Raw genomic sequence first — 20408 nt, 5'->3', positions numbered from 1 at the left:
TAATAACAGAAAAGGCCTGGTATATCCAGGCCTATAATACTGGTGCCTCAGGGCGGAATCGAACCGCCGACACGAGGATTTTCAGTCCTCTGCTCTACCAACTGAGCTACCGAGGCAAGTTTGGCGGAGCCGACGGGATTTGAACCCGCGATCTTCGGCGTGACAGGCCGACATGTTAAACCGCTACACTACGGCTCCACTTACTGGTGGGCAGTGGCAGGATTGAACTGCCGACCCCCTGCTTGTAAGGCAGGTGCTCTCCCGCTGAGCTAACCGCCCCCAGGTGCATACCGCGTAAGATATTATAGCACGGTACCACCGGTAAGTCAAATATTTTCTCCTCGTTTTTCTCATCGTTAGGTGAAGGCTTTGTTTTATTACTTTAAAAAAGCCACCCGACAGAATAGGCTACCGGGTTAAGACCAGGTTGTTTATGGTGGTTAAGTCCCCCAGGTTGCTGGCTTTAATCATGCTTTTAGATACGGTATAAAGGGTATCGCCGATGTAAAGAATCCTTTCGATGTTTTTATCGCTGTTATAAAAATATTGTCCCGCCTGCTGGTAGTCCTGTGCGTTCAAGTGGCTGATCCTGCCCTTCAAAGTAAAACCGTCAACCAAATCGATATTATAAACATAAGCACCCTGGAAAGTAAACTCGCCGTAAGCAGGGAAGGTATTATAGTTATTAGCTTGAGGCTCCTTTAACTCCATAACAGTTACGGGGAATGCCAGCAGGTTCTTATCCCTGGCAAACAGCAGGGCCTTATGGTTGTGCAGCAATTCCGAATCTGTACCACGATCACCGATTGTGACCTTGAATTTCTCGACGGGGTTTTGCACATCCATCACATCAAAAAGCGCCATCTTCATGCCCTGGTAGAAAGCCATACTGCCCATGCTTTTACCCTGCCGGTCTAACTGGCTGATCTCCACCGTATCTTTGCCAAAACCGATAATATGGTTTTCGTCATAAGGATGAAGGTAATCGCTGTAACCCGGTATTTTTAAGGCTCCCAGGATTTTAGGCTCCTTTGGATCCTGTAAATCGACGACAAAGAAGGGATCTACGTTTTTAAAAGTTACCAGATAGCAGCGCTCGCCCATAAATCGTGCCGCATAGATACGCTCGCCAGGAGCAATACCTTCCAGCCGGCCAACTACCGTAAGAGATTGATCAAGAATGTAGATGTTATTTTTAGCGGTATTTTCATCGTTGCGCCAGATGTCACCCCGGGTGGTGGCAATACGGAAGTAACCCTTGTACTCATCCATGGAAAATTGGTTCAGGATATTTCCCGCCACTTCACCCCGGCCTGTATATTCAGCCCGTCCCTGGTCCAGGGCAAAACGGTAAACAACCGTGCTCCATTCCCCTTCCGGTACTACCCCCGGTACGGCAATACTGAGATGAGCTGCTGGACCCACCGAATCCCTTGACTCATAACGGCTTACCGCTACGTAGAGATTCTCTAAAGAAGCATAAATGTTTTCCCCGGCGCCAAGATAAGCGTTAATTGAGGCTTCCTGGTCGAGGCGGTCCAGGTTAATTCCGGCAATCAACATGTAATTCGGTTCCACAAAGCCCGGGAAATAACGGATGTCTTCATAACTGATACTGGTAAATCCACCACCGCTGGCGCTGTCCCGGTATGTTGGTAAGGGATTTGCCTCCCCTTCCTTCAAGATGTAATAATCAATATTTTTATTAGCTACCAGGTATAAAGCCGGTCCAATTTTACGGGAAGAAACATAATAACCTTCCAGCTCTATTTCCCGCAATAGCTTCAGGTTGCTTTTATCGGCGAGGTCATAGACAATAGCCTTAACAGTACTTTTTCCATAACGGGGTGGCGGGTAAATTTCCGGCACCGGCCGGCCGGGAGCAGGGTAAAGGTTGTAATTGTAGGAATTACCGATAACAACCAAATACCTGTCATCGACGTACAGCTCCCGGGGTGTAAACCCGGCATCAAAATGTAATATGCTGGTAACCTGCATCCCTTCCGGCGGGTAAACCCGGGCTACCACTACCTGCTGGTTATTGACCTGGTAAATATAACTGCCGTCGGTTTTAACAATATCGGCCTCATCCACGCCCTGGACCTGGACATTGGTGGTGGCATAATCGCCGGGCGTAGTCGCTTCTGCCCCTTTAACTGCTGCCGGCACGCGCAACGGGCCACCGGCAGCAGCCGTGGCCTGAACGGCGTCTTCCATTACCATAACCTTGCCGTACCTTAACATGCCGTATTGTCCGGCTTTTTCCAGAAGCGCCTTTAAGTTTTCATAGGTACCGACAACTGGCAGGTCTTCAGTTTTATCTTTATTGGCAGCGACTGATTTTTTTAAGGTCACGGGTGAAATTAAAATTAAAATTAAAATTAAAAACAACATCATCAGCGGCAAGAAGATAATAAGATATTTTTTCATCTTGCTTCCCCCCTCTTTTTGCAATAATATTGACGTTGTAGCAAAAAATTTTGTTCCCATATTTTATAGAAAATTTATGGCCCGGAGGAAAGCCATGGATTTAATTCTAAAGGCCCGCAACCTCACCAAATACTATCAAATGGGAGAGGTAAGGGTAGAAGCTTTAAAAGATGTAAGTTTTGACATATTTCCGGGAGAATTTATTGTCGTGCTGGGGCCCAGCGGTTCCGGGAAAAGTACCCTGTTAAACCTCATCGGTGGCATGGATGTAGCCAGTTCCGGTGAGATATATTACCGGGATAAGCCTCTCCACAATGCCCCGGAAAAAGTCCTTACAGGATACCGTCGCGATGCCGTGGGGTTCGTTTTTCAATTTTACAACCTGATGCCCAACCTGACCGCTTATGAAAATGTCATGCTTGCAGTAGAGATAGCTAAAAAACCCCTACCGGCAGTGGAAATGCTGGAGCAGGTGGGGCTGGCCGACCGTGCCGATCACTTTCCGGCGCAATTGTCTGGCGGCGAACAGCAGCGGGTGGCCATCGCCAGGGCCGTCGCCAAAAACCCGGAAATATTGCTTTGCGACGAGCCTACGGGAGCCCTAGATTCTTCTACCGGGATACAGGTGCTGAAGGTTCTAAAAGATTTTAACCGGCATTATAAAAAAACTGTAATAATCATCACCCATAATGCAGCCATCGCCCAAATAGCCGACCGGATTTTTTACCTCAAGGACGGCAGGTTGGATCGCATTGTCAATGTGACCAACCCCGTATCGCCGGAAGAGGTGTCGTGGTGATGTTAATACGAAAATTACTACGGGACATCGCCGAAAATAAGATGGCTTATCTGGCCTGCGTCATAGTGATAATAATAGGGTTGATGACCTATACTGCTATGCAGATGGCCAGGGATAACCTATTTATAGCCCGGGATCAGTTTTATGAGGAATTCCACCTGGCCGACGGTTTTGCCAGGGTAAAGGCCATACCCTTTACCCAGGTGGAAAAATTGCAGGAAATCCCGGGCATTGATCTGGTCCAGGGACGGCTGGTACAAGATGTCCGGGTGATTAACCTGGATCAAGACAAGAATATTTATTTAAGGCTGATATCTTTGGCAGATCACCGGCCATACCAGCTAAACGGGGTGAAACTGCTGCAGGGTTCTTTTCCGGGAGATTATGAGCGCGGAATACTGCCGGCCGACAAGTTTTTCACGGCGCACAGGTTATCCCTGGGTAGTACCATCTCAGTAATTATTGAGGGGAAAAAGATCGATTTAAAAATCACCGGTACCGGTCAAAGCCCTGAATATGTTTATGCCATCAGGGATATGGGTAATATCTTCCCCGACCCGCAAACCTTTGAAGTGGCCTATATACCCTACGGGGTAATGGAGAGCCTCTTTAATTATAAAGGTATGGTTAATGATATAACTTTCACATTAAAGCCAGGGTATAAATTTGAGGACGTCGAGCAGGAATTGAAAACGGAACTGGAAAAGTACGGCCTGGAAAGTCTTGTCGCCAGGAAAGACCAGGCCAGCAATGCCATGCTGGCAGAAGAATTAAAAGGGCTGGCAAAAACCTCCACCAGTGTGCCAATATTGTTCTTAAGTATTGCCGCCATAATCTTATATATCATGCTCAAGAGATTGGTAGAATCCCAGCGCGGTCAGATAGGGACCCTGATGGCCTTCGGTTACCGGCCTGTGGAAATTCTCAGGCATTATCTTGCTTACGGGTTGCTGGTAGGCCTGGCAGGGGGCATCCTGGGCGGGCTTCTCGGTACAGCCCTTTCTATATATATGACCAGAATGTATCAGGATTTTTTCAGCCTGCCAGATCTTGCCGGCAGGTTTTCCCTTAAGTATTTTTTAGCCGGAATTTTTTTAGCGGTTGGTTTCAGCCTGGCAGCGGCTTTTCAAGGGGCCAAGTCTATTCTCACGTTAAGGCCGGTGGAGGCTCTGCGTCCCCCGGTACCTGTATTTAGCAAGAAATCCTGGCTGGAAATAATACCGGGGTTCAGGGCGATTTTTACGGTCCCGGGGCGGATGGCCATCAGAAACATGGTAAGAAACAAAGGGCGGAGTTTTTTTACCTTTATTGGGATTATCTTTACTTTCAGTACGATGGCTTCAATTTGGTCCATGTACAGCATGATGGATATTATGGTGCTGGATCAGTTTACCAAAGTGCAAAAATACGATCTTAAAATCGCTTTTAACCGGCCCCTGCCTTTAAACGAAGTGGTAAGAGAACTGCAAAATAACGGGGGCATTAAGCGCGTTGAACCTTTATTAGAAGCGCCGGTGACGTTAAAGAACCGGCATCTAAGCGTAGAAGTAATGGCTCTAGGCTTGATGCCGGATGCCGAGCTTTATACCCCGGTTGATACACATGGAAAGCAGATACAAATACCCGGTGAAGGAATGCTGTTGTCGGAACAGGTAGCCCGCAAATTAAATGCTAAAGCAGGCGATGAGTTGCGATTAGAAAGCATCTGGGCAAAGGAATCCCCGGTCTATGTGCATGTCGTAGCAATTATCCCCCAGTATCTGGGCACCAATGTCTACATGAACCAGGAAGCGCTGCTAAAGTTACTGCAGCAGGGCCAGGTAGCCACTGCAGCGCTTATCGCCATGGATAAAGAAAAGATCCCGGCGCTAAAAGTTAAATATAGCACTTCAAAATATATTAGCACCCTGGAAGAAAGGCAGCAGATCATCGATTTATACAATAATCTCATGGGTTCATCCAAGCAAATGCTGTGGATAATGGTATTACTAGCAGCATTCGCCGGTTTTGCTATCGTTTATAACTCCAGCATCATAACTCTTTCAGAACGTAAAAGAGAGCTGGCTTCCCTGCGCGTCCTGGGGATGCGCCCGGGGGAAGTGCTGGAGGTGATCGCGGTCGAGCAATGGTTTATCGGCATGCTGGGCATCCTTGCAGGCATACCCCTGGCTTACGCTATAAATAAGGGGATTGCCAGCAGCATGAGCAGCGACCTTTATTCCCTTCCTGCGATCACCACTCCGCCAGCCCTGCTCCTGGCCTTGCTGGGGACAATGCTGGCCATCTGGCTGGCCCAGCGGTGGGTAGCCCGCAAGGTGGCGAGCCTTGACCTCGTAGATGTATTGAAGGAAAGGGAGTAACATTGAAGGAGTGAAAGTTTATGAAGAAATCCGTTAAACTTGTGTCGTTAATTATCGTTATAGCAATTGTTGTTGCCTATGGCGTATTCTATGCCACCAGGCCCCTCCAGGCAGAGCTTATAGAAGTAAAGCCACAAACGGTTGCCCAGAATTTTAAAGAAGAAGGCATCGTCGAAGGAGTACTCGAACGCCCTGTATACAGCCTGGTTACCGGGGAAATTATAAATCTTGCCGTTAAAGAAGGCCAGCATGTAGCCGCAGGTGAACTGCTGGCACAAATAAACACCCAGGATATGGAATATCAACTGGCGCAGTTGAGAGCCCAGCGTAAAAGCCTTGCCGGACAGGAGCAGAAATCCTTCCAGGAAATTGGGCTCCAAATAAAGCAACAGCAGTTTGCTATCGAAGCAACAAAGCGGGAGCTGCTAAAAAGCGAAGAAAACTATAAAAGGGTTCAGCTCTTATACGAGGCCAATGCAGTGGCCAAAACTGAACTCGAGGCCGCCGAAAACGCGGTGAAACAATTGCAAGACGAGCTTGCCAGTCAGGAGGCGCAGCTTGAATTTTTAATGGAACAAACCGGAACCGGAGAAAATGCTTTTTCCGGGAACACAGCCACAGGACAGTATTTCCAGGGTTTAATTGAAGCGGTGGACGCCCAGATAAAACAGCTGGAATACCAGATTGAAAACAGCCGTATAACCTCTCCTATCGACGGTGTGGTGCAGGAGATCAATGCCAGGCAGGGAATGGTGGTTTCACCGCAGGTACAGCTGATGAAGCTTACGGCAACCAATGGTTATGAGATAAACTCCTATCTGCGAGTTGAAGATGTCCTGGCCGTTAAAGAGGGAACAAAGGTTACACTCATCCAGAAAAGAAAGGACGGGGATTACAGGTTCCAGGGTACGGTGAAATCCATTGCTCCTGCCGCAGTCGAGAAAATATCGGCCCTGGGGCTTGTGGAGCGAAGGGTAAAAGTCACCATCCAGCCCGATGGCAACCTGCCCGAGCTCCGGCCTGGATATGCCCTGGATGTTGAATTTTCGGTGCTGGAACAGCACGACAAACTGGCAGTACCCAAAACCTGTCTCTTCCCCTATGAAGATGGAGAGGCCGTGTGGGTCGTGCGCGATGGCAGGGCTCAAATCCAGAAAATAGAAAAGGGAATGGAAACTGATGTGCTGGTCGTTATAGAACAGGGTCTCCAACCGGGGGATAAAGTAATTAAAAATCCCCAGCTTGAGGGCCTGAAACCGGGCAAGCGAGTTAACCAGGCGGCATAACCCTGCTGCGGTGAAACCTGATTAACGGTAGCCGTTCGGGAATTACCCGGGCGGCTACCGCTATTACTGCGAAATCTGGGGAATAAAACGTCGCAACCATTGCCGGTAGGCGCGCGGGTCGCGACACGCATGTTCAAAAGCACCCTTAGCCTCGGGCCAGTACCTGGATATAAGTTCTCTAATACTAGAAACCGCCGCCGGGTAGAAATTTAACGGGTCAAAGTCTACTTCCTGCGCGCCGGCCCCGGCGGCCGCTTTTGTTATGGCGGCAAGGTCTTCAGGAGCATCCGTCAGGCCGGGTATCACCGGGGCGACAAAGACCCACGTCTTGATGCCGGCCGCAGACAGCTTTTCCAGGGCCGCCAGGCGCCGCGAGGGAGGCGGCGCGCCCGGCTCCAACAGCCGGGCCAGCCTGTCATCCAGGGTAGTAATGGTAAAGCCGACCTCGGCGGCGGGCATTGCTTTCAAAAACCCTGCATCTCTGAGGACCAGGTCGGACTTGGTCAGGATAGATACTTCCAAACCGCTCCGGCTTAATAACTCCAAACACCCGCGGGTCAAGCCGTATTTGCTTTCAATAACCTGGTAAGCGTCAGTAACGCTGGCCAGCATTACCTTCCCCTTTTTGGGCCGCCGCAACTGGCCGGCCAGCACTTCAACAAAATTGGTCTTAACCTGGACAAAGGTTCCCCACTTTTCCTGGCGACCCCTGAAACGCGCCATGCAGCCGGCATAACAATAGATACAGCCGTGACTGCAGCCGGTGTAAGGGTTCAAACAATAGCTGATGCCGGGAATACGGGAAGGATTCAGGGCGCTGCGGCAGGTGCTCTCATATAATTTAAACATACAATCAACCTGTTTCAACCATACTTACTCTTTCACCTGTTCCAGGCAAGGATGGCCTCGCGAATTATTTTAGCTGCCAGGATGGCGGTAATATCAGCCTGATCGTAGGCCGGGCAGACTTCCACCAGGTCAAAGGCCACTACCCTGGCCCGGCGCAGCAGGTAGATAGCCTGCAGGATCTCCCGGGGCGTGCAGCCTCCCGGTTCGGGGGTCCCGGTGCCGGGAGCGAAGGCAGGATCTACGACATCAATATCTATGCTAATATAAAGGGGGCGTGATACCAGTTCGGGTACCAGCTTCTCCAGGGGTACAGTGATTGCGTCCATAAAAAAGTTGGTCTCTTCCTGGCCGTAGGCAAATTCGCCCCAGGTACCGGATCGGATGCCAAACTGGTATATATTGCCGGGACCTATTTCCTCTGCTACCAGGCGCATGACGGTGGCGTGGGAAAACCTTTCCCCCAGGTATTCCTCTCTTAAATCGGCATGGGCGTCAAAGTGAAGGACGGCAAGCCCCGGGTAGCTGCGGTGGGCTGCCCGGATAAGGGGATAGCTCACCAGGTGCTCCCCCCCCATGAAAATAGGAAGCTTCCCGTCCTGGAAAAGGGCCGCAGCGGCAGCCTCTATATGCTCCAGGTTGGCTTCTACCCGGCCCGGCGGCAGGTCGAGGTCGCCGGTATCATAAAAAGGGACCTCACCTAACTGGCGCTTAAGGTACGGGCTGTATTCTTCCAGGACTTCAGATACGGCGCGAATGGCCCCGGGGCCCCAGCGGGCACCGGGGCGGAAACTCGCGGTGGTGTCAAAGGGAATTCCCGCCAGGACAATTTTGGCGGCTTCATAATCATCGCCGCTGGCTAAAAATCCTTGATTTTTTCTAAATCCATGTACCACTTGCCTCACTCCCCCCGTTCGACCCTTTATACCCCTTTGTTTTCCTAGAATTCCTCTTCTTCCCGTTTTTCCAGGATCTCCTGGACAAAGGGCGGCAGGGCAAAGGCACCCTGGTGAATGGCCGGGGTGTAGAAACGGGTTGCCAGCTGAGGCGTTTTTTTCCAGTCAACCTCCAGGGGGTCATATTCCTTGCTTCCTAGGCTAAAGCTCCAGATGCCCCCGGGATAAGTGGGTACCGTTGTCAGGTACAGGCGGGCGATGGGGAAAATCTCTGCCAGGTCCCGCTGGATACGCCGGATAAGCCTGGCATTAAATAAAGGGGATTCCGTCTGGGCTACAAAGAGCCCGTCCGGCTTTAAAGCCCGGTAAACGTTACGGTAAAATTCGCTGCTGAAGAGCCCTACCGCCGGTCCTATAGGGTCGGTAGAATCAACAATAATCACGTCATAGGTATTTTCCATCTGGCGGACGTGCTCGATGCCGTCCTCAAAGCGGATTTCTACCCGGGCATCGTCCAGGCCGCAGGCGATCTCCGGCAGGTATTCCCTGGCGTTGGCCACTACGCGGGCGTCAATTTCCACCAGGGTGGCTTTCTCAATACTGGGGTGTTTGATAATTTCCCGGATTACACCGCCGTCACCGCCACCGATAACCAGGGCCGTGCGGGGATTGGGGTGGGTATTTAAAGGTACATGGGCAATCATTTCATGGTAAAAAAATTCATCCCCCACCGTGGTCTGGATTATGTTATCCAGGAGCAGCATGCGCCCGTAAGCCTCTGTATCCACCACCGCAAGGTCTTGATAAGGCGTTTTTTCGTGGTGCAGGGTTTTTTTCAGCTTAATGGATAGACCCAGCCCGGGGGTTTGCAGTTCGGAAAACCATATACCTTGCAATATCAACAACTCCTTCCCTTTTCCAGATAGCTATCTTAACAAAAAAACAACTTTACCTCAAGGCCTGCCAGTTAAATAATCCCCATAACCGCCTGGGCTATACTGACACTGTGCATGTTGAGGCGCAGGAACTGGTTGATAATGTCCATGTGGATGGACGTGGTTTCCAGGCTGAGGCGGTTCTCCTCCTGTAAGCGTTGGAAATGGGAGTAGCGCAGGTTCTTCTCCAGGCGCAAGATTTCCGGATGCCCCCTTATAACCCGGGCAGCCAGGGCTTCGTCACCGGCGGCAAAGGCCTGGATGGCCATGGCAAAATTATCCTTGACTTTGTTAAACATTTCCTGCAGTTCGGCCTGTCCCGCCGGGGAAAATTCCATCCCGCTGGCTTCAATTTTCCGCCACTGGTGGGCCATCTCTACAACCACATCACCTATATGCTCCAGGTCGTTGGCGATATACAATAGCCTGGTCTGGGCCATTAACTGGTCTTCGGTAAGATTGCCATGGTTTAGCTGGGCGAGATAAATGGCCACCGCCCGGTAAAGATAGTCAAGGATATTATCCAGGCTGCGCAGTTTTTCCATTAATTCTACTTCCCGCTCGGCCAGGGGCTGCATCACCCTGGGAAACATTTCTTCCCTGATAATGGCGGCCATGCGTAAAAGCTCCCTGGTTGCGCCGTCGAGGGCCAGTTCCGGTATCTCCAGGACTTCTGGATCCAGGTACTTGGCCACTTTTTCTTCACCAGTAACGTCGGGTAAAAGCCTCTGCATAAGGCGGCCTACGTAATGGGTAAAGGGGAGAAAGATTACCATATTAATCACATTAAAGAGGGTGTGCCCGTTAGCAACCTGGTGGGCAATGTCCGTAGAGGTCAACAATGACAAACGGCTGTACAATCCCAGGAAAGGTAAAAAGAGGAGAACTCCTGCCAGCTTAAAAAAGAAATGGGCCAGGGCTACCCTTTTAGCTTCCCGGGAAAGGGCTATGCTGGATATGAGGGCTGTAGCAGTAGTCCCGAGATTGGCCCCCAGGACCATGGCGAGGGCGGTTTCCAGGGATAAGGAACCCTGGGAGGCCAGGGTCATTGCCAGGACTACCGTTGCCGCGCTACCCTGAACAATACCTGTAAAAAGGGTAGCTGCCAGCAACATAAGCCACGGGTGATTTGCCAGGGGAGCCAATGCGGCCGTAAAACCGGGCAAATTGTTTAACGGCATTACGGCCGTACCCATGAGGGCCGCACCGTAAAAAATAAGCCCAAAGCCAAGGATGGCCTGGCCCAGGTGACGCCAGCGCAGGCGCCTGGCAAAAAGGTAAGGTATGAGGCCCGCGACAACTGCCCACAGGGCATAATCGCCGAGGCGCAGGGCAATAAGTTGCGCCGTAAGGGTAGAACCTATAGCCGCCCCCAGGATGACCCCCAGGGCCTGGCCCAGGCTCATTAGCCCGGCGCTGACGAAGCCTACCAGCAGTGCCGTAGTAACGGCGCTGGTCTGGAGAAAGATGGTCACTACCAGCCCGGCCAGCATGCCAAAAAAGCGATTTTTTGTCACCGTCCCCAGGAGATGCTGCACCTGGCGGGCTGCCGCCCTTTGCAGGCCGGTACTGATAAGATGCATGCCAAAAAGGAAAAGGGCCAGCCCTCCTGCCAGCCCGGTGGCAACAGTAAACAACAATGAACTCAAGCTATATTCCCTCTCCATTACCGGGGTCAATCCCCTTATTTAAACACCCCGGTAAAACGGTTTTCTGGGGTCCCTGGTAGTATTTAAAGGCGCGGCGTTGCCCGGTCTCCCGGTAGACGACCATTTCGGCGACATTCACGGCATGATCGGCAATGCGCTCCAGGTAACGGGCCACCAGGGCGAGATAACTGGCCTGGTCGACATATTCAGGTCCCTGTTTCATAAAACCTAAAAGTTCTTCGTATAGCTCTTCAAACAGGCAATCAACGGCATCGTCAGCCCGGACTATTTCTCTGGCTGCTTCCAGGTCGCGGTTTACCAGGGTCTGGAGGCTGTCCTTTAACATGGCCCGGGCCAGGTCGCTCATGCGCGGGATATCTACCAGGGGTTTGAAGTACGGGCCGAGGCGGGCGAGGCGTTCGGCCACCTCGGCAATGTTGACGGCATAATCGCCGACACGCTCCAGTTCCTTACCTACCCGCATAACGGTAGTCAGGGTACGCAGGTCTTCATCGGCCGGCTGCTGCAATGATATCAGGTCCAGGGCTGCCATCTCGATCTCGTAATCCATGTTGTCGACCACGTCGTCGTCCACAATTACCTGCCGGGCAAGATTGCAGTCCTGATCCCTCAGGGCAGCCAGGGCTTTATCCACCTGGCCGGCAACATAATCACCCATTTGTAAAATTTTTTGTTGCAATTGCACCAGTGCCCGGTCATAGGCGTTTATAGGCCGGCCCATCTTTCCCCTGCCCCCTGTTTTTCTTATACTTTTTTATTATTATAATGTATATTGCCGGCAGGGGTAAAGGATACCCTTCGTCGTTGTCCCATTTACTTTCTACTTCCGGCCTGCCGGTGCCAGGAACCTGGCTTCAATGAGGTCTACCAGGCCGGCAGCATCATCCAGGTCGTAACAGGGCACGTCAACAGGCAGTGGCTCATCGGTAGCCACGGCTAAAAGCTCTTCCGGCGTACAGAGGAGTTCGCTGCTCACGGCTGCCCGGTGGACTTCGATCTTGGGCTTGTCCCCACGCTTGTAGCCTTCAGTTATAATCAGATCAACATTCTCAATGCGTTCGGCAATGGCATCCAGGGAAAGTTCTGCCTCAACTTTTTCAATGATGGCTATCTTGGTGGGCGAAGAAATTACTACAACGTCGGCCCCGGCTTCGGCGTGGCGCCAGGTGTCCTTACCCGGGCGGTCAATGTCAAAGCCGTGGGTATCATGCTTAATAGTAGCTACCCGGTAACCCCGCCGCTTTATCTCCGGCAGGAGTTTGGTGAGTAATGTTGTTTTCCCAACATCGGACTTGCCGACTACGGAAATAATGGGTATCTTGTTTGGCATGGAAAACCTCCTCACTATTATGTCATTACTTTCAGTTAAGCATGATTACCGTTACTTGCTCCCCTATCCCGGGAGCTTTACCGGGCGGCAGGTCAATCAGGGCGTTGGCCCCTACAGCGGCGCGAATGCCGCCCGGCAGGCGCGGCAGGGGTGTAACCTCCCAATCACTGCCGCCGGTCCGGGGCCGGACCCGGGCCCAGAGGAAGGCCCGTCCGGGCCGCGGTCGGTCGATAACTGCTGCCAGCCGGGCTGAAAAAGACGGCAAGGTTACTTCCCCTCCTCTCAGGGCACCGATAACCGGCCGCACCAGCAGGTAATAGGTCACCAGGGCAGCCGGCGGGTTGCCGGGCAAGCCCAGCATCAATTTTTTCCCCAAACGCGCCGCTATGACCCGCCGGCCGGGGCGGATATCCAGTTCTGTAAAAAGGACCTCACCCCCGGCCCGGCTAAAGGCAGCAGTTGTATAATCAAAGGAGCCACCGCCGGCGCCGCCGGTAGTTAAAAGCAAGTCCCCTTCCTGCAATCCATAACGGTAGGCCTCTGCCTGTTCTTCCAGGCTGTCTTTTAGAACGCCCAGGGGTACTACCCGCCCGCCGGAGGCTTCTACGGCTGCTGCCAGGGCGTAAAAATTGCTATTATATATACAGGGAAGAACTTTTGCCTCAGAACAACCTGCCGAACGGTAGGGAAAGCCTCCTGCCTGGTTAACAAGCGGGAGATTTTCCTTTAAACCTGCAGGGTCCAGCAATTCACTGCCGGTAGCTGCCAGGATCACCCGGGGTCGCCGGTAAACAGGCACTTCCTGTAAACCCAGGGCAGCCAGAAGGCCGACTTCCGCCGGTCCCAGGGTGGTACCTGCGGCCAGTATCTCCTCCCCTCCTTTGACTTCGGCCCCGGCGGGTTCCAGATAGCGACCGGTAGGCAGTCCGGGTATGCTGATAAATTCTCCCTGCCGTTTTACCAGCTCCCCGGGAATAACGGCTACCGTCCCTGCCGGCAGGCAGGCACCGGTAAAAATGGCTGCTGCCGTCCCCGGGGTTAAGGTGATGCCGGGGTTGCTGCCGGCCGGAACCGTCCCCACCAGGCGGTAGATTGCCCCCTGGCCTGCAAACCCGCAAAGCTGCGGCCCCACGGCATAGCCGTCAACCAGAGAGCGAGGAAAAGGAGGGAAAGGCCCCGGAGCCGTGACCCCAGCCGCAAGGACCCGCCCGGAAGCGTCCTCCAGTCTTACGGTAACCCGTCCGGACGGCTTTAATCCTACCAGTAACATTTCCCGGGCTGCCTCCAGGGATAAAGGTGTCATTGCACCGCATCCTTTCGCCAGGATAAATGAAGTGATTCCCCTGGTCCTATCAAGACAGCGCCCCGTGGTTGGCAACGCTCTCCCCCATCATGCGCCGCGCCCGCACCAGGTCGGCAGGGGTGTTTATATTGAAGAATACCTTCTCCGTGACATTGAAACCTGCCAGCCGGTCAACGTCAACATAACGTACCTTCACCCAGCGATAGAAGGCAAAGGCCTGGTAATTCCCCCCTACCAGGCAATCTTCAATGGCTTTTATACAGTCCCGGGAATAAACAGCGTGCAAGGGTTGCAGGTATTCACCCCGCCGCGGTACTACCACATCGTAACCCCGGGACTGTTCAAAGAGATACTTGATAAAGTCCGGTTCCAGGAAAGGCATGTCGCAAGCAACGATAAAGTTGTGGTGGTAAGATGATGCCAGGAGGCCGGCATGAAAACCGCTTAAAGGTCCCCGGCCCGGGATAACGTCTGGAACCAGGCGTGCCTTTAAGTCCCGGTAAAGATCCGGTGTGTTGGTGACAACGATAATGTCGGAAAATAACGGCTGTAAAGTCGCTACAACCGTAGCCAGCATGGATTCTTTTCCCAGGGGCAGGAGGGCTTTATTGGTACCCATACGGGTGCTTTTACCCCCTGCCAGGACAATCCCGGCTGCCTCGTACACTGCAAGCTGCGCCTCCGAAAGGTTAGTACCCGGTTACAATACATCCTTGGCAAGATTATATTTGAACCACTATGTTATTGCAATCTCACCATCAATCAAGACGCCAGTTTATCCTTCTTCACCTGCCGGTAAAACCCAGAAAGCATCTTTTTTTAAAGATACAGTCACCTGATCCCCTGTATTGATATCCATATCATGGTAAATAAAACTGGGCAGCTCCAATTCTATCTCTATTCCTGTACCGACAAGATCCAAGAACAATAAATAACTGCCAAACTGGTCAAAAATCCGTCGGACAGTTGCCGGAAAAATATTGGACTGCACCCTGGGGGCTAGAGGGCGGCCGGGACGGATAATAACAATTTCCCGCGGGTTGATGCCAAAATGAATTTTATCGCCCGGCCGTAATTTTGGAGCCACCGGCAGTCTGAACTCAAGTCCCCGGTCATTTTCCGCCACCATTTCTTCACTTGAAAGTATAACAACCCTGCCTTTGAATGTGTTCCGGTTTAATAGCAGCCTGGCCACAGCAAGGGTTGCCGGCTGGCGGTAAATCTCGTCCCGGGTGCCTAACTGGTGCAGGCGCCCTTCGATTAATACGGCAATTTTATCCCCCAGGAGAAAAGCTTCCTGGAGGTCATGGGTAACGTGAATAACGGTGACCTGGAAACGATCAAAAATTTGGGGAAGTAAAAATATCAGCTGCCTCCTGGTAAAACTATCCAGGGCTGAAAAGGGCTCATCCATCAGGATAATTCCCGGTTCTACCAGCAAAGTCCTGGCGAGGGCCACCCGCTGTTTTTCGCCACCGCTTAAAGTCAGGGGGTTAGTACGGCTTAAAAGGTGCTCAATACCCAATAAACTCGCCAGTTCCCCGGCTCTTTTGTAGGCCACGGCCGCCGATATCCGGTTGGGACGGGCGCCAAAAACTATATTCTCCATAACAGAAAGGTGCGGAAATATCGCCGGGTTTTGTTGAATATAACCCACCTTCCGTTCTTCCGGTAAAGACTGGGTTACATCCCGGCCGGCGAAGACTATCCTGCCTTCCCGGGGCTTTTTAAGGCCTGCCAGGGTATCAAGCAGCACCGTTTTCCCGGCGCCGGACGGCCCCAGGATAACCAGGCATTCACCCCTGTTTACCTTAAAGGAAATGTCGTCGAGGCAAAAACCGGAACCTTTCACCGTCAAATTCTCTACCTGGATCAACGGTACCATACTCCTTTATCCGTCAGCAATCGTAAGGACAGGAGAATGAAAAAAGCCAATAAAACTACAATACTTATCAGGGCCACAGCTTTCTCGATCTTGACGGCAGAAAGATTTAAATAAATGGCAATTGGCAGGGTTTCAGTTTTCATTTTGGTAGCTCCCGCCAGGGTAACCGTAGCGCCAAACTCACCCAGGGCCCGGGCCCAGGAAAGTATAAAGGCGGCCAAAATGCCGTGCCTGGCCATGGGCAAAGTTACCCGCCAGAAAGCTCCTGCCCTGCTCTCCCCCAGAACCCGTGCTGCCATTTCATAAGCCGGGTCGATGGAGTCAAAAATAGATTTCATTAAACGAATAGCTAAAAAAATGACGATGGTAGCCTGCGCCACAATAATACCGGTTACTTGAAAAACCACCTGGAAAAAATGTTCCTGAAAGAATAATCCCGGGGTTGTATTAAAAAAGATCAACAACAAGGCCCCCAGGGCAACAGGTGAGATCACAACCGGTAGGTCAATTAAAGTATCTATAACCGCTCCGGCCGGCAGGTTAAAGCGTGACAGGGCATAACCGGCAGGAATGCCGATAAAGAGGGCCACCGCTGCCACTAACAGGGATGTCTCTAGAGACAGGACCAGGGCAAAATGGACTTCCCTGTCCTTAAGGCTGCTTAGAAGCACCTCTTTGCTCAAGTATCCTGCCTGGGAAAATAAAAGTAATAAAATATACATTAACACCATGATAAGCAGGCCGCTAAAAGCCAGGGTAAAGGCCCTGGTGATAGTTTTTTTCCGGATCACTTCCCTGTGTTTCACCTTCTTCCCTTTAAACCCGGGGCAAAGCTTTAGAGCCAGCCTGCCGGCAACTGGTATTCCCCGCCCACCGGCGCTTCCGGGGCAAATTTACGCGCCTCTTCTGCACTTCCCAGGTAACCGTATTTCCGGAAAATATTCTTTCCCTCTTCCGAGGCGAGAAAAGCCATAAACCGGACGGCTATTTCCCTGTTTGCAGTGAAATTAGAGATGGCTGCAGGAATGTAGCCGATGCGGGTTACCTGTTCCGGCTTTAAATAAATAGTTTCAATTTTGTCCGGTTCCCATTTTTCAAATACATCCCAGCCCATAACGGCGTCAACTTGTTTCAGGGCTACCAGGTTGGCCGTTTTCTCACAGCTTTCCGCGTAAGTAACAATATTATTTTTAACCTTTTCCGCCAGGCCGGCTTTTTCCAGGATTTCTACCCCGTATAGACCGACGCAAACCGTATCAGGCCGCGCCATGCCCACCCGTACCCCCGGGCGGGCTAAATCGTTTAAGGAGCGGATACCTTGCGGGTTACCCTTTGGGACATTAATTGTCGGAATTAAATAAACAAGTATTTCTTCAGTCCCCGCATCAACAACCCCTTCCCGCTTGGCTATTTCCATAAAATCAGATGAGCCGGGAATGTAAATATCACCCTGGCGGGACAACTTCATTTGGGATAAAACAGTGCCGGAACCGCCGAAGGTAAGGTTTACTTTTACGCCGGTCTTTTGCATAAAAAGGGCTGCGATCTCTTCCAGGGGAGGTTTGCTGGCGGCACCGGCAAAGACATGAAGTTCACCAGTTTCACCCCTTCCGGCCGGTTTGCCATTTTCCTTTGTAGAAGTACAGCCGGTTGATAAAAATACAGCCAGCACTATAACGGCAATTAACTTTAGAATACGTCCCAATGTTAATCAACCTCCTGCAATTTATGCACCTGCTGGCTTGAAATAGTAAATGCCCCGGCTCGCAAAGGAAACCGGGGCAACACTAACCCTGCCACAGTCAATCTCCTTTCCGAGCATAGGGAGGCAGGCCCGTTTCCCGGCCTACCCCGTGGGTACTTTTGACCCAGGCCGATATCCCATAGGCTGTTGCCTTTAGGTGATACCGGCTCGGAGATGATAATTAAGTTTTGATAATTATAACCTTATCTCCACTGTCCCGTCAAGATATAGAAAAGAGCCCTGGCAGCGGCAGGTGGAGAGGATGCTTTTCTAAAAAACAGGTAAAAGCTTCGGCTGCCGGGCTTAACGGCTGGCGACGTCGTACCAGGTATAAATCGCGCTTTAAATTTACTCCCTGGAGGGGAACGATGGCCAGGCGGTTTAATTTAACACCTTTTTCCACGGCCCAGCAGGTGACCAGGGATATTCCAAGGCCGGCCTCGACAGCACTGACAATGGCTTCAGTACTGCCAAGCTCCATGACTATCTGGGCAGGACTCACGTAAAAACCTGCTTTCACAAGCCGTTCTTCCAGTACCCGCCGCGTACCTGAACCGGCCTCCCGCCAGATAAGGGCCTCCCCCTGCAAATCCCGGACAGTCGCCACTTTAACCCCGGCCAGGCGGTGCCCCGGGGGAACAATCAGGACCAGCTCATCCTCAACCAGGCGGCTGTAGGTAAGGCTTCGACCCCGCCCGTATGCACCGACAACTCCCAGGTCGATTTCTCCCTCCTGCAGGCGCCGGAGTACCTCCTGGGAGTCGGCAATCTCCACCACGGCCTCCACCATGGGGTATTCCCGCCGGAACCCCCCTATCAAGCGGGGTAAAATATACTGGCCCGGCGTAGTGCTGGCCCCAAGAAGGAGGCGTCCTTTCAACAGGCTGGTCAGTTCAGCCATTTCCCGCCGCGTTTGTTCCAGGTGGCGGGCAATAGCTTTTGCGTGCCGGTAGCAAATCTCCCCGGCCGCCGTCAAATGCACTTCCCGGCCCCGGCGTTCAAGGAGGCGCTGGCCGTAGTAATCTTCGAGGGCCTGGAGCTGCTTGCTGACCGCAGGCTGGGTCAGGTGCAGCTCCTCAGCGGCAGCGGAAAGGGTGCCTTTTTCTACTGTGGTAATAAAAGTTAACCAGTAATTGAGGTTCATAATTCATAGCTCCAGTTGCAGTATAACCCTTCTGTAAAGAGGAAAATATATCTAAGAGGTGATATTATGCCCATCCAGGGTCCAACCAAGGTGGCTATCATCGGTGCCGGCTATGTCGGCGCCAGTACTGCTTTTGCCCTCCTCTTCAGCCCTATCGTCAAAGAAATAGTCCTTGTCGACATTAACCGTGCCCGGGCTGAAGGCGAAGCTATGGATCTTGCCCATGCGGCTACTTTAATCCGCCCCGTCAGAATTTACGCCGGGGAACCTGTCGATTGTAGCGGTGCCCGCATTATCATTTTTGCCGCCGGTGCCAACCAGCAGCCCGGGGAAACCCGCCTGGACCTCGTGCACCGCAATACGGCCATTGTCCGCGAGGTACTGCCGCCCTTTTTACAACACTGCCCCGATGCTTTAATCCTCATGGTGGCCAACCCGGTGGATATCCTGACCTATGTGGCCTGGAAGATCTCAGGGCTTCCGGAAAACAAGGTCCTGGGCGCGGGGACCGTCCTGGACAGCGCCCGTTTCCGCCACCTATTGAGCCGCCACCTCTATGTCGACCCCCGCAATATCCACGCTTATGTCATCGGCGAGCACGGCGATACCGAAGTGCCCGTCTGGAGCCTGGCCAATGTGGCCGGGGTTGACCTGGAGGAGTTTTACCTCCTTGACGGTACCACCGAAGAAGAAGCCTTCCGTAGCGAAATAAGCCGCCAGGTCAGGGAGGCAGCCTATGCGATCATCGAACGCAAAGGGGCTACCGCTTACGGTGTAGCCCTTGCTTTAAGCCGGATTACCGAAAGCATCCTTCGTGATGAGAAAAGCGTCCTTACTATTTCCAGCGTGATCCGCGGTCTTTACGGGCTCGAAGGTGAGGTAGCCTTAAGCCTCCCCTGCCTGGTAGGCAGCCAGGGGCGCGAAAAGATCCTCGCCATACCCCTGGGAAACGGGGAGTTGGCTGCCCTCAGGCACTCGGCGACCACCCTCCAGGAAATTATAGCCGGGCTCCGCCTTTAAGTTAATGGCAGCGTTTATACAGCTGGATAAAATTGAGGATAAAACGCAGTTCATCTTCCGTACAATTACATACCAGCCGCAATACAGACTGAACCTGGGGATCCATTAACAACCGGCGTACCGAGGGGCTCATCTGGTTCAGTATTTCATCCAAACCGGTATCGTCGGCGATAAAATAGCAGGGTGAGATATTTAATATTCCCCCGATTTTTTCCAGGGTCTTCAACGATGGTTGCACTTTGCCCTGCTCAATCTGGCCAATGAGGCCGGCCGAAACCCCGGCAGCACGAGCAAGGTCAGCCTGGGTAAGGCCCTGCTCTTCCCGGGCCTGGCGCAATTTATGTCCCAGGGAACCGCCCGTACCGATAATTGCACTTAAGGGGACATCCAGAGCGGCAGTAATTTTTTTCAGGGTATCGATGGCCGGGTAAACATTACTCCTCTCTATTTCACTCAAGTAGGAAATGGAGATGCCGGCTTCCTCGGCCAGGGTGCTCAAACTTTTACCTTTCTTTTCCCGCAAGAGCCGGATCCTCTCTCCCAGGGCGATGCCACGCTCATTACCGACCTCCACGAGTTGCTCCCGTGGGAAATTTAAAGCCCCGGCAATTTTCTCCAGGGTTTTCAGGGAAGGTTTTTTGGCCCCCCGTTCGATCTCGCTTAAATACGAAACTGAAACTTCAGCTTTTCTGGCCAGGTCCTGAAGTGAATAACCCCGTTCTTCCCTCAGTTCCCGGATGCGTTTACCACAGACGCGCAT

The 20408-nt window shown here is 52.2% G+C and carries 18 protein-coding genes, 3 tRNA genes and 1 riboswitch; of the genes, 4 read left to right on the top strand and 17 right to left on the bottom strand.

Features of this window, described 5'->3' with window-relative positions; all coding sequences use genetic code 11:
• Window positions 1-40 precede the first annotated feature (40 nt).
• The 4 genes from NWF31_RS06230 to NWF31_RS06215 form a co-directional block, all read right to left on the bottom strand.
• Window positions 41-116: transfer RNA gene (locus tag NWF31_RS06230), tRNA-Phe, on the bottom strand.
• A gap of 5 nt (window positions 117-121) precedes the next feature.
• A tRNA-Asp gene (locus NWF31_RS06225) sits at window positions 122-198 on the bottom strand.
• A gap of 6 nt (window positions 199-204) precedes the next feature.
• Window positions 205-279 (bottom strand) — tRNA-Val (locus tag NWF31_RS06220).
• A gap of 129 nt (window positions 280-408) precedes the next feature.
• A complete protein-coding gene (locus NWF31_RS06215; RefSeq protein WP_258359643.1) occupies window positions 409-2430 on the bottom strand; it encodes a beta-propeller domain-containing protein in 2022 nt (673 codons plus the stop codon).
• Between the two features lie 94 nt (window positions 2431-2524).
• On the opposite strand from NWF31_RS06215, the gene NWF31_RS06210 reads away from it, so the two are divergent.
• Genes NWF31_RS06210 through NWF31_RS06200 form a run of 3 tightly spaced genes read left to right on the top strand, consistent with a single transcriptional unit; the run spans window position 2525 to window position 6875 of the window.
• Window positions 2525-3229 (top strand): ABC transporter ATP-binding protein, encoded by a 705-nt coding sequence (locus NWF31_RS06210; protein WP_258359642.1) that lies wholly within the window; start codon window positions 2525-2527, stop codon window positions 3227-3229.
• Window positions 3229-5589, top strand: coding sequence for an ABC transporter permease (locus NWF31_RS06205; RefSeq protein ID WP_258359641.1), 2361 nt, complete (start codon window positions 3229-3231; stop codon window positions 5587-5589). Before NWF31_RS06210 ends, NWF31_RS06205 begins: the two co-directional genes overlap by 1 nt.
• 20 nt (window positions 5590-5609) lie before the next feature.
• Window positions 5610-6875: an efflux RND transporter periplasmic adaptor subunit gene (locus NWF31_RS06200; protein ID WP_258359640.1), complete on the top strand. Its 1266-nt coding sequence runs from the start codon at window positions 5610-5612 to the stop codon at window positions 6873-6875.
• Between the two features lie 63 nt (window positions 6876-6938).
• Here NWF31_RS06200 and NWF31_RS06195 read toward each other — a convergent pair whose 3' ends face one another.
• From NWF31_RS06195 to NWF31_RS06140, 12 genes are all read right to left on the bottom strand, one after another.
• Window positions 6939-7724, bottom strand: a complete 786-nt coding sequence (locus NWF31_RS06195) for an SPL family radical SAM protein (RefSeq protein WP_258359639.1) — start codon at window positions 7722-7724, stop codon at window positions 6939-6941.
• Window positions 7725-7756: 32 nt separating this feature from the next.
• On the bottom strand, window positions 7757-8617 hold the full coding sequence (gene speB / locus NWF31_RS06190; RefSeq protein ID WP_258359638.1) for an agmatinase: 861 nt from the start codon (window positions 8615-8617) through the stop codon (window positions 7757-7759).
• 44 nt (window positions 8618-8661) lie between these two features.
• Entirely contained in the window at window positions 8662-9513 is an 852-nt protein-coding gene (gene speE / locus NWF31_RS06185) for a polyamine aminopropyltransferase (RefSeq protein WP_258359637.1), read from the bottom strand.
• Between the two features lie 71 nt (window positions 9514-9584).
• Window positions 9585-11201, bottom strand: coding sequence for a Na/Pi cotransporter family protein (locus tag NWF31_RS06180; protein WP_258359636.1), 1617 nt, complete (start codon window positions 11199-11201; stop codon window positions 9585-9587).
• Window position 11202: 1 nt separating this feature from the next.
• On the bottom strand, window positions 11203-11943 hold the full coding sequence (phoU, locus tag NWF31_RS06175; protein WP_258359635.1) for a phosphate signaling complex protein PhoU: 741 nt from the start codon (window positions 11941-11943) through the stop codon (window positions 11203-11205).
• 99 nt (window positions 11944-12042) lie between these two features.
• The gene (mobB, locus tag NWF31_RS06170; RefSeq protein WP_258359634.1) at window positions 12043-12552 is read right to left on the bottom strand and encodes a molybdopterin-guanine dinucleotide biosynthesis protein B; all 510 of its coding nucleotides are present in this window, start codon (window positions 12550-12552) and stop codon (window positions 12043-12045) included.
• A gap of 31 nt (window positions 12553-12583) precedes the next feature.
• The gene (locus tag NWF31_RS06165) at window positions 12584-13855 is read right to left on the bottom strand and encodes a molybdopterin molybdotransferase MoeA (RefSeq protein ID WP_258359633.1); all 1272 of its coding nucleotides are present in this window, start codon (window positions 13853-13855) and stop codon (window positions 12584-12586) included.
• A gap of 49 nt (window positions 13856-13904) precedes the next feature.
• The gene (mobA, locus tag NWF31_RS06160; RefSeq protein ID WP_258359632.1) at window positions 13905-14522 is read right to left on the bottom strand and encodes a molybdenum cofactor guanylyltransferase; all 618 of its coding nucleotides are present in this window, start codon (window positions 14520-14522) and stop codon (window positions 13905-13907) included.
• Between the two features lie 108 nt (window positions 14523-14630).
• Window positions 14631-15740, bottom strand: coding sequence for an ABC transporter ATP-binding protein (locus NWF31_RS06155; protein WP_258359631.1), 1110 nt, complete (start codon window positions 15738-15740; stop codon window positions 14631-14633).
• Window positions 15728-16531 carry an ABC transporter permease gene (locus tag NWF31_RS06150; protein WP_258359630.1) on the bottom strand — a complete coding sequence of 268 codons (804 nt, stop codon included), beginning with the start codon at window positions 16529-16531 and terminating at the stop codon, window positions 15728-15730. Before NWF31_RS06150 ends, NWF31_RS06155 begins: the two co-directional genes overlap by 13 nt.
• Window positions 16532-16575: 44 nt before the next feature.
• Complete coding sequence (modA, locus tag NWF31_RS06145) at window positions 16576-17445, bottom strand: molybdate ABC transporter substrate-binding protein (RefSeq protein WP_258359629.1); 870 nt, start codon at window positions 17443-17445, stop codon at window positions 16576-16578.
• A gap of 86 nt (window positions 17446-17531) precedes the next feature.
• Window positions 17532-17670, bottom strand: a riboswitch (molybdenum cofactor riboswitch).
• Between the two features lie 34 nt (window positions 17671-17704).
• A complete protein-coding gene (locus NWF31_RS06140) occupies window positions 17705-18628 on the bottom strand; it encodes a selenium metabolism-associated LysR family transcriptional regulator (protein ID WP_258359628.1) in 924 nt (307 codons plus the stop codon).
• 66 nt (window positions 18629-18694) lie between these two features.
• Between NWF31_RS06140 and NWF31_RS06135 the strand changes: the two genes are divergently transcribed.
• On the top strand, window positions 18695-19648 hold the full coding sequence (locus NWF31_RS06135; RefSeq protein WP_258359627.1) for an L-lactate dehydrogenase: 954 nt from the start codon (window positions 18695-18697) through the stop codon (window positions 19646-19648).
• 1 nt (window position 19649) lies between these two features.
• Here the strand turns inward: NWF31_RS06135 and NWF31_RS06130 are convergent, their stop codons facing one another.
• On the bottom strand, window positions 19650-20408 hold the full coding sequence (locus tag NWF31_RS06130; RefSeq protein ID WP_258359626.1) for a helix-turn-helix domain-containing protein: 759 nt from the start codon (window positions 20406-20408) through the stop codon (window positions 19650-19652).

This window comes from Neomoorella sulfitireducens (assembly GCF_024733845.1).
In the GTDB taxonomy this organism is placed as follows: domain Bacteria; phylum Bacillota; class DSM-521; order Neomoorellales; family Neomoorellaceae; genus Neomoorella; species Neomoorella sulfitireducens.
Note: the sequence above shows the minus strand (reverse complement) of the source record. Positions and strands in the feature narration are given on the sequence as shown.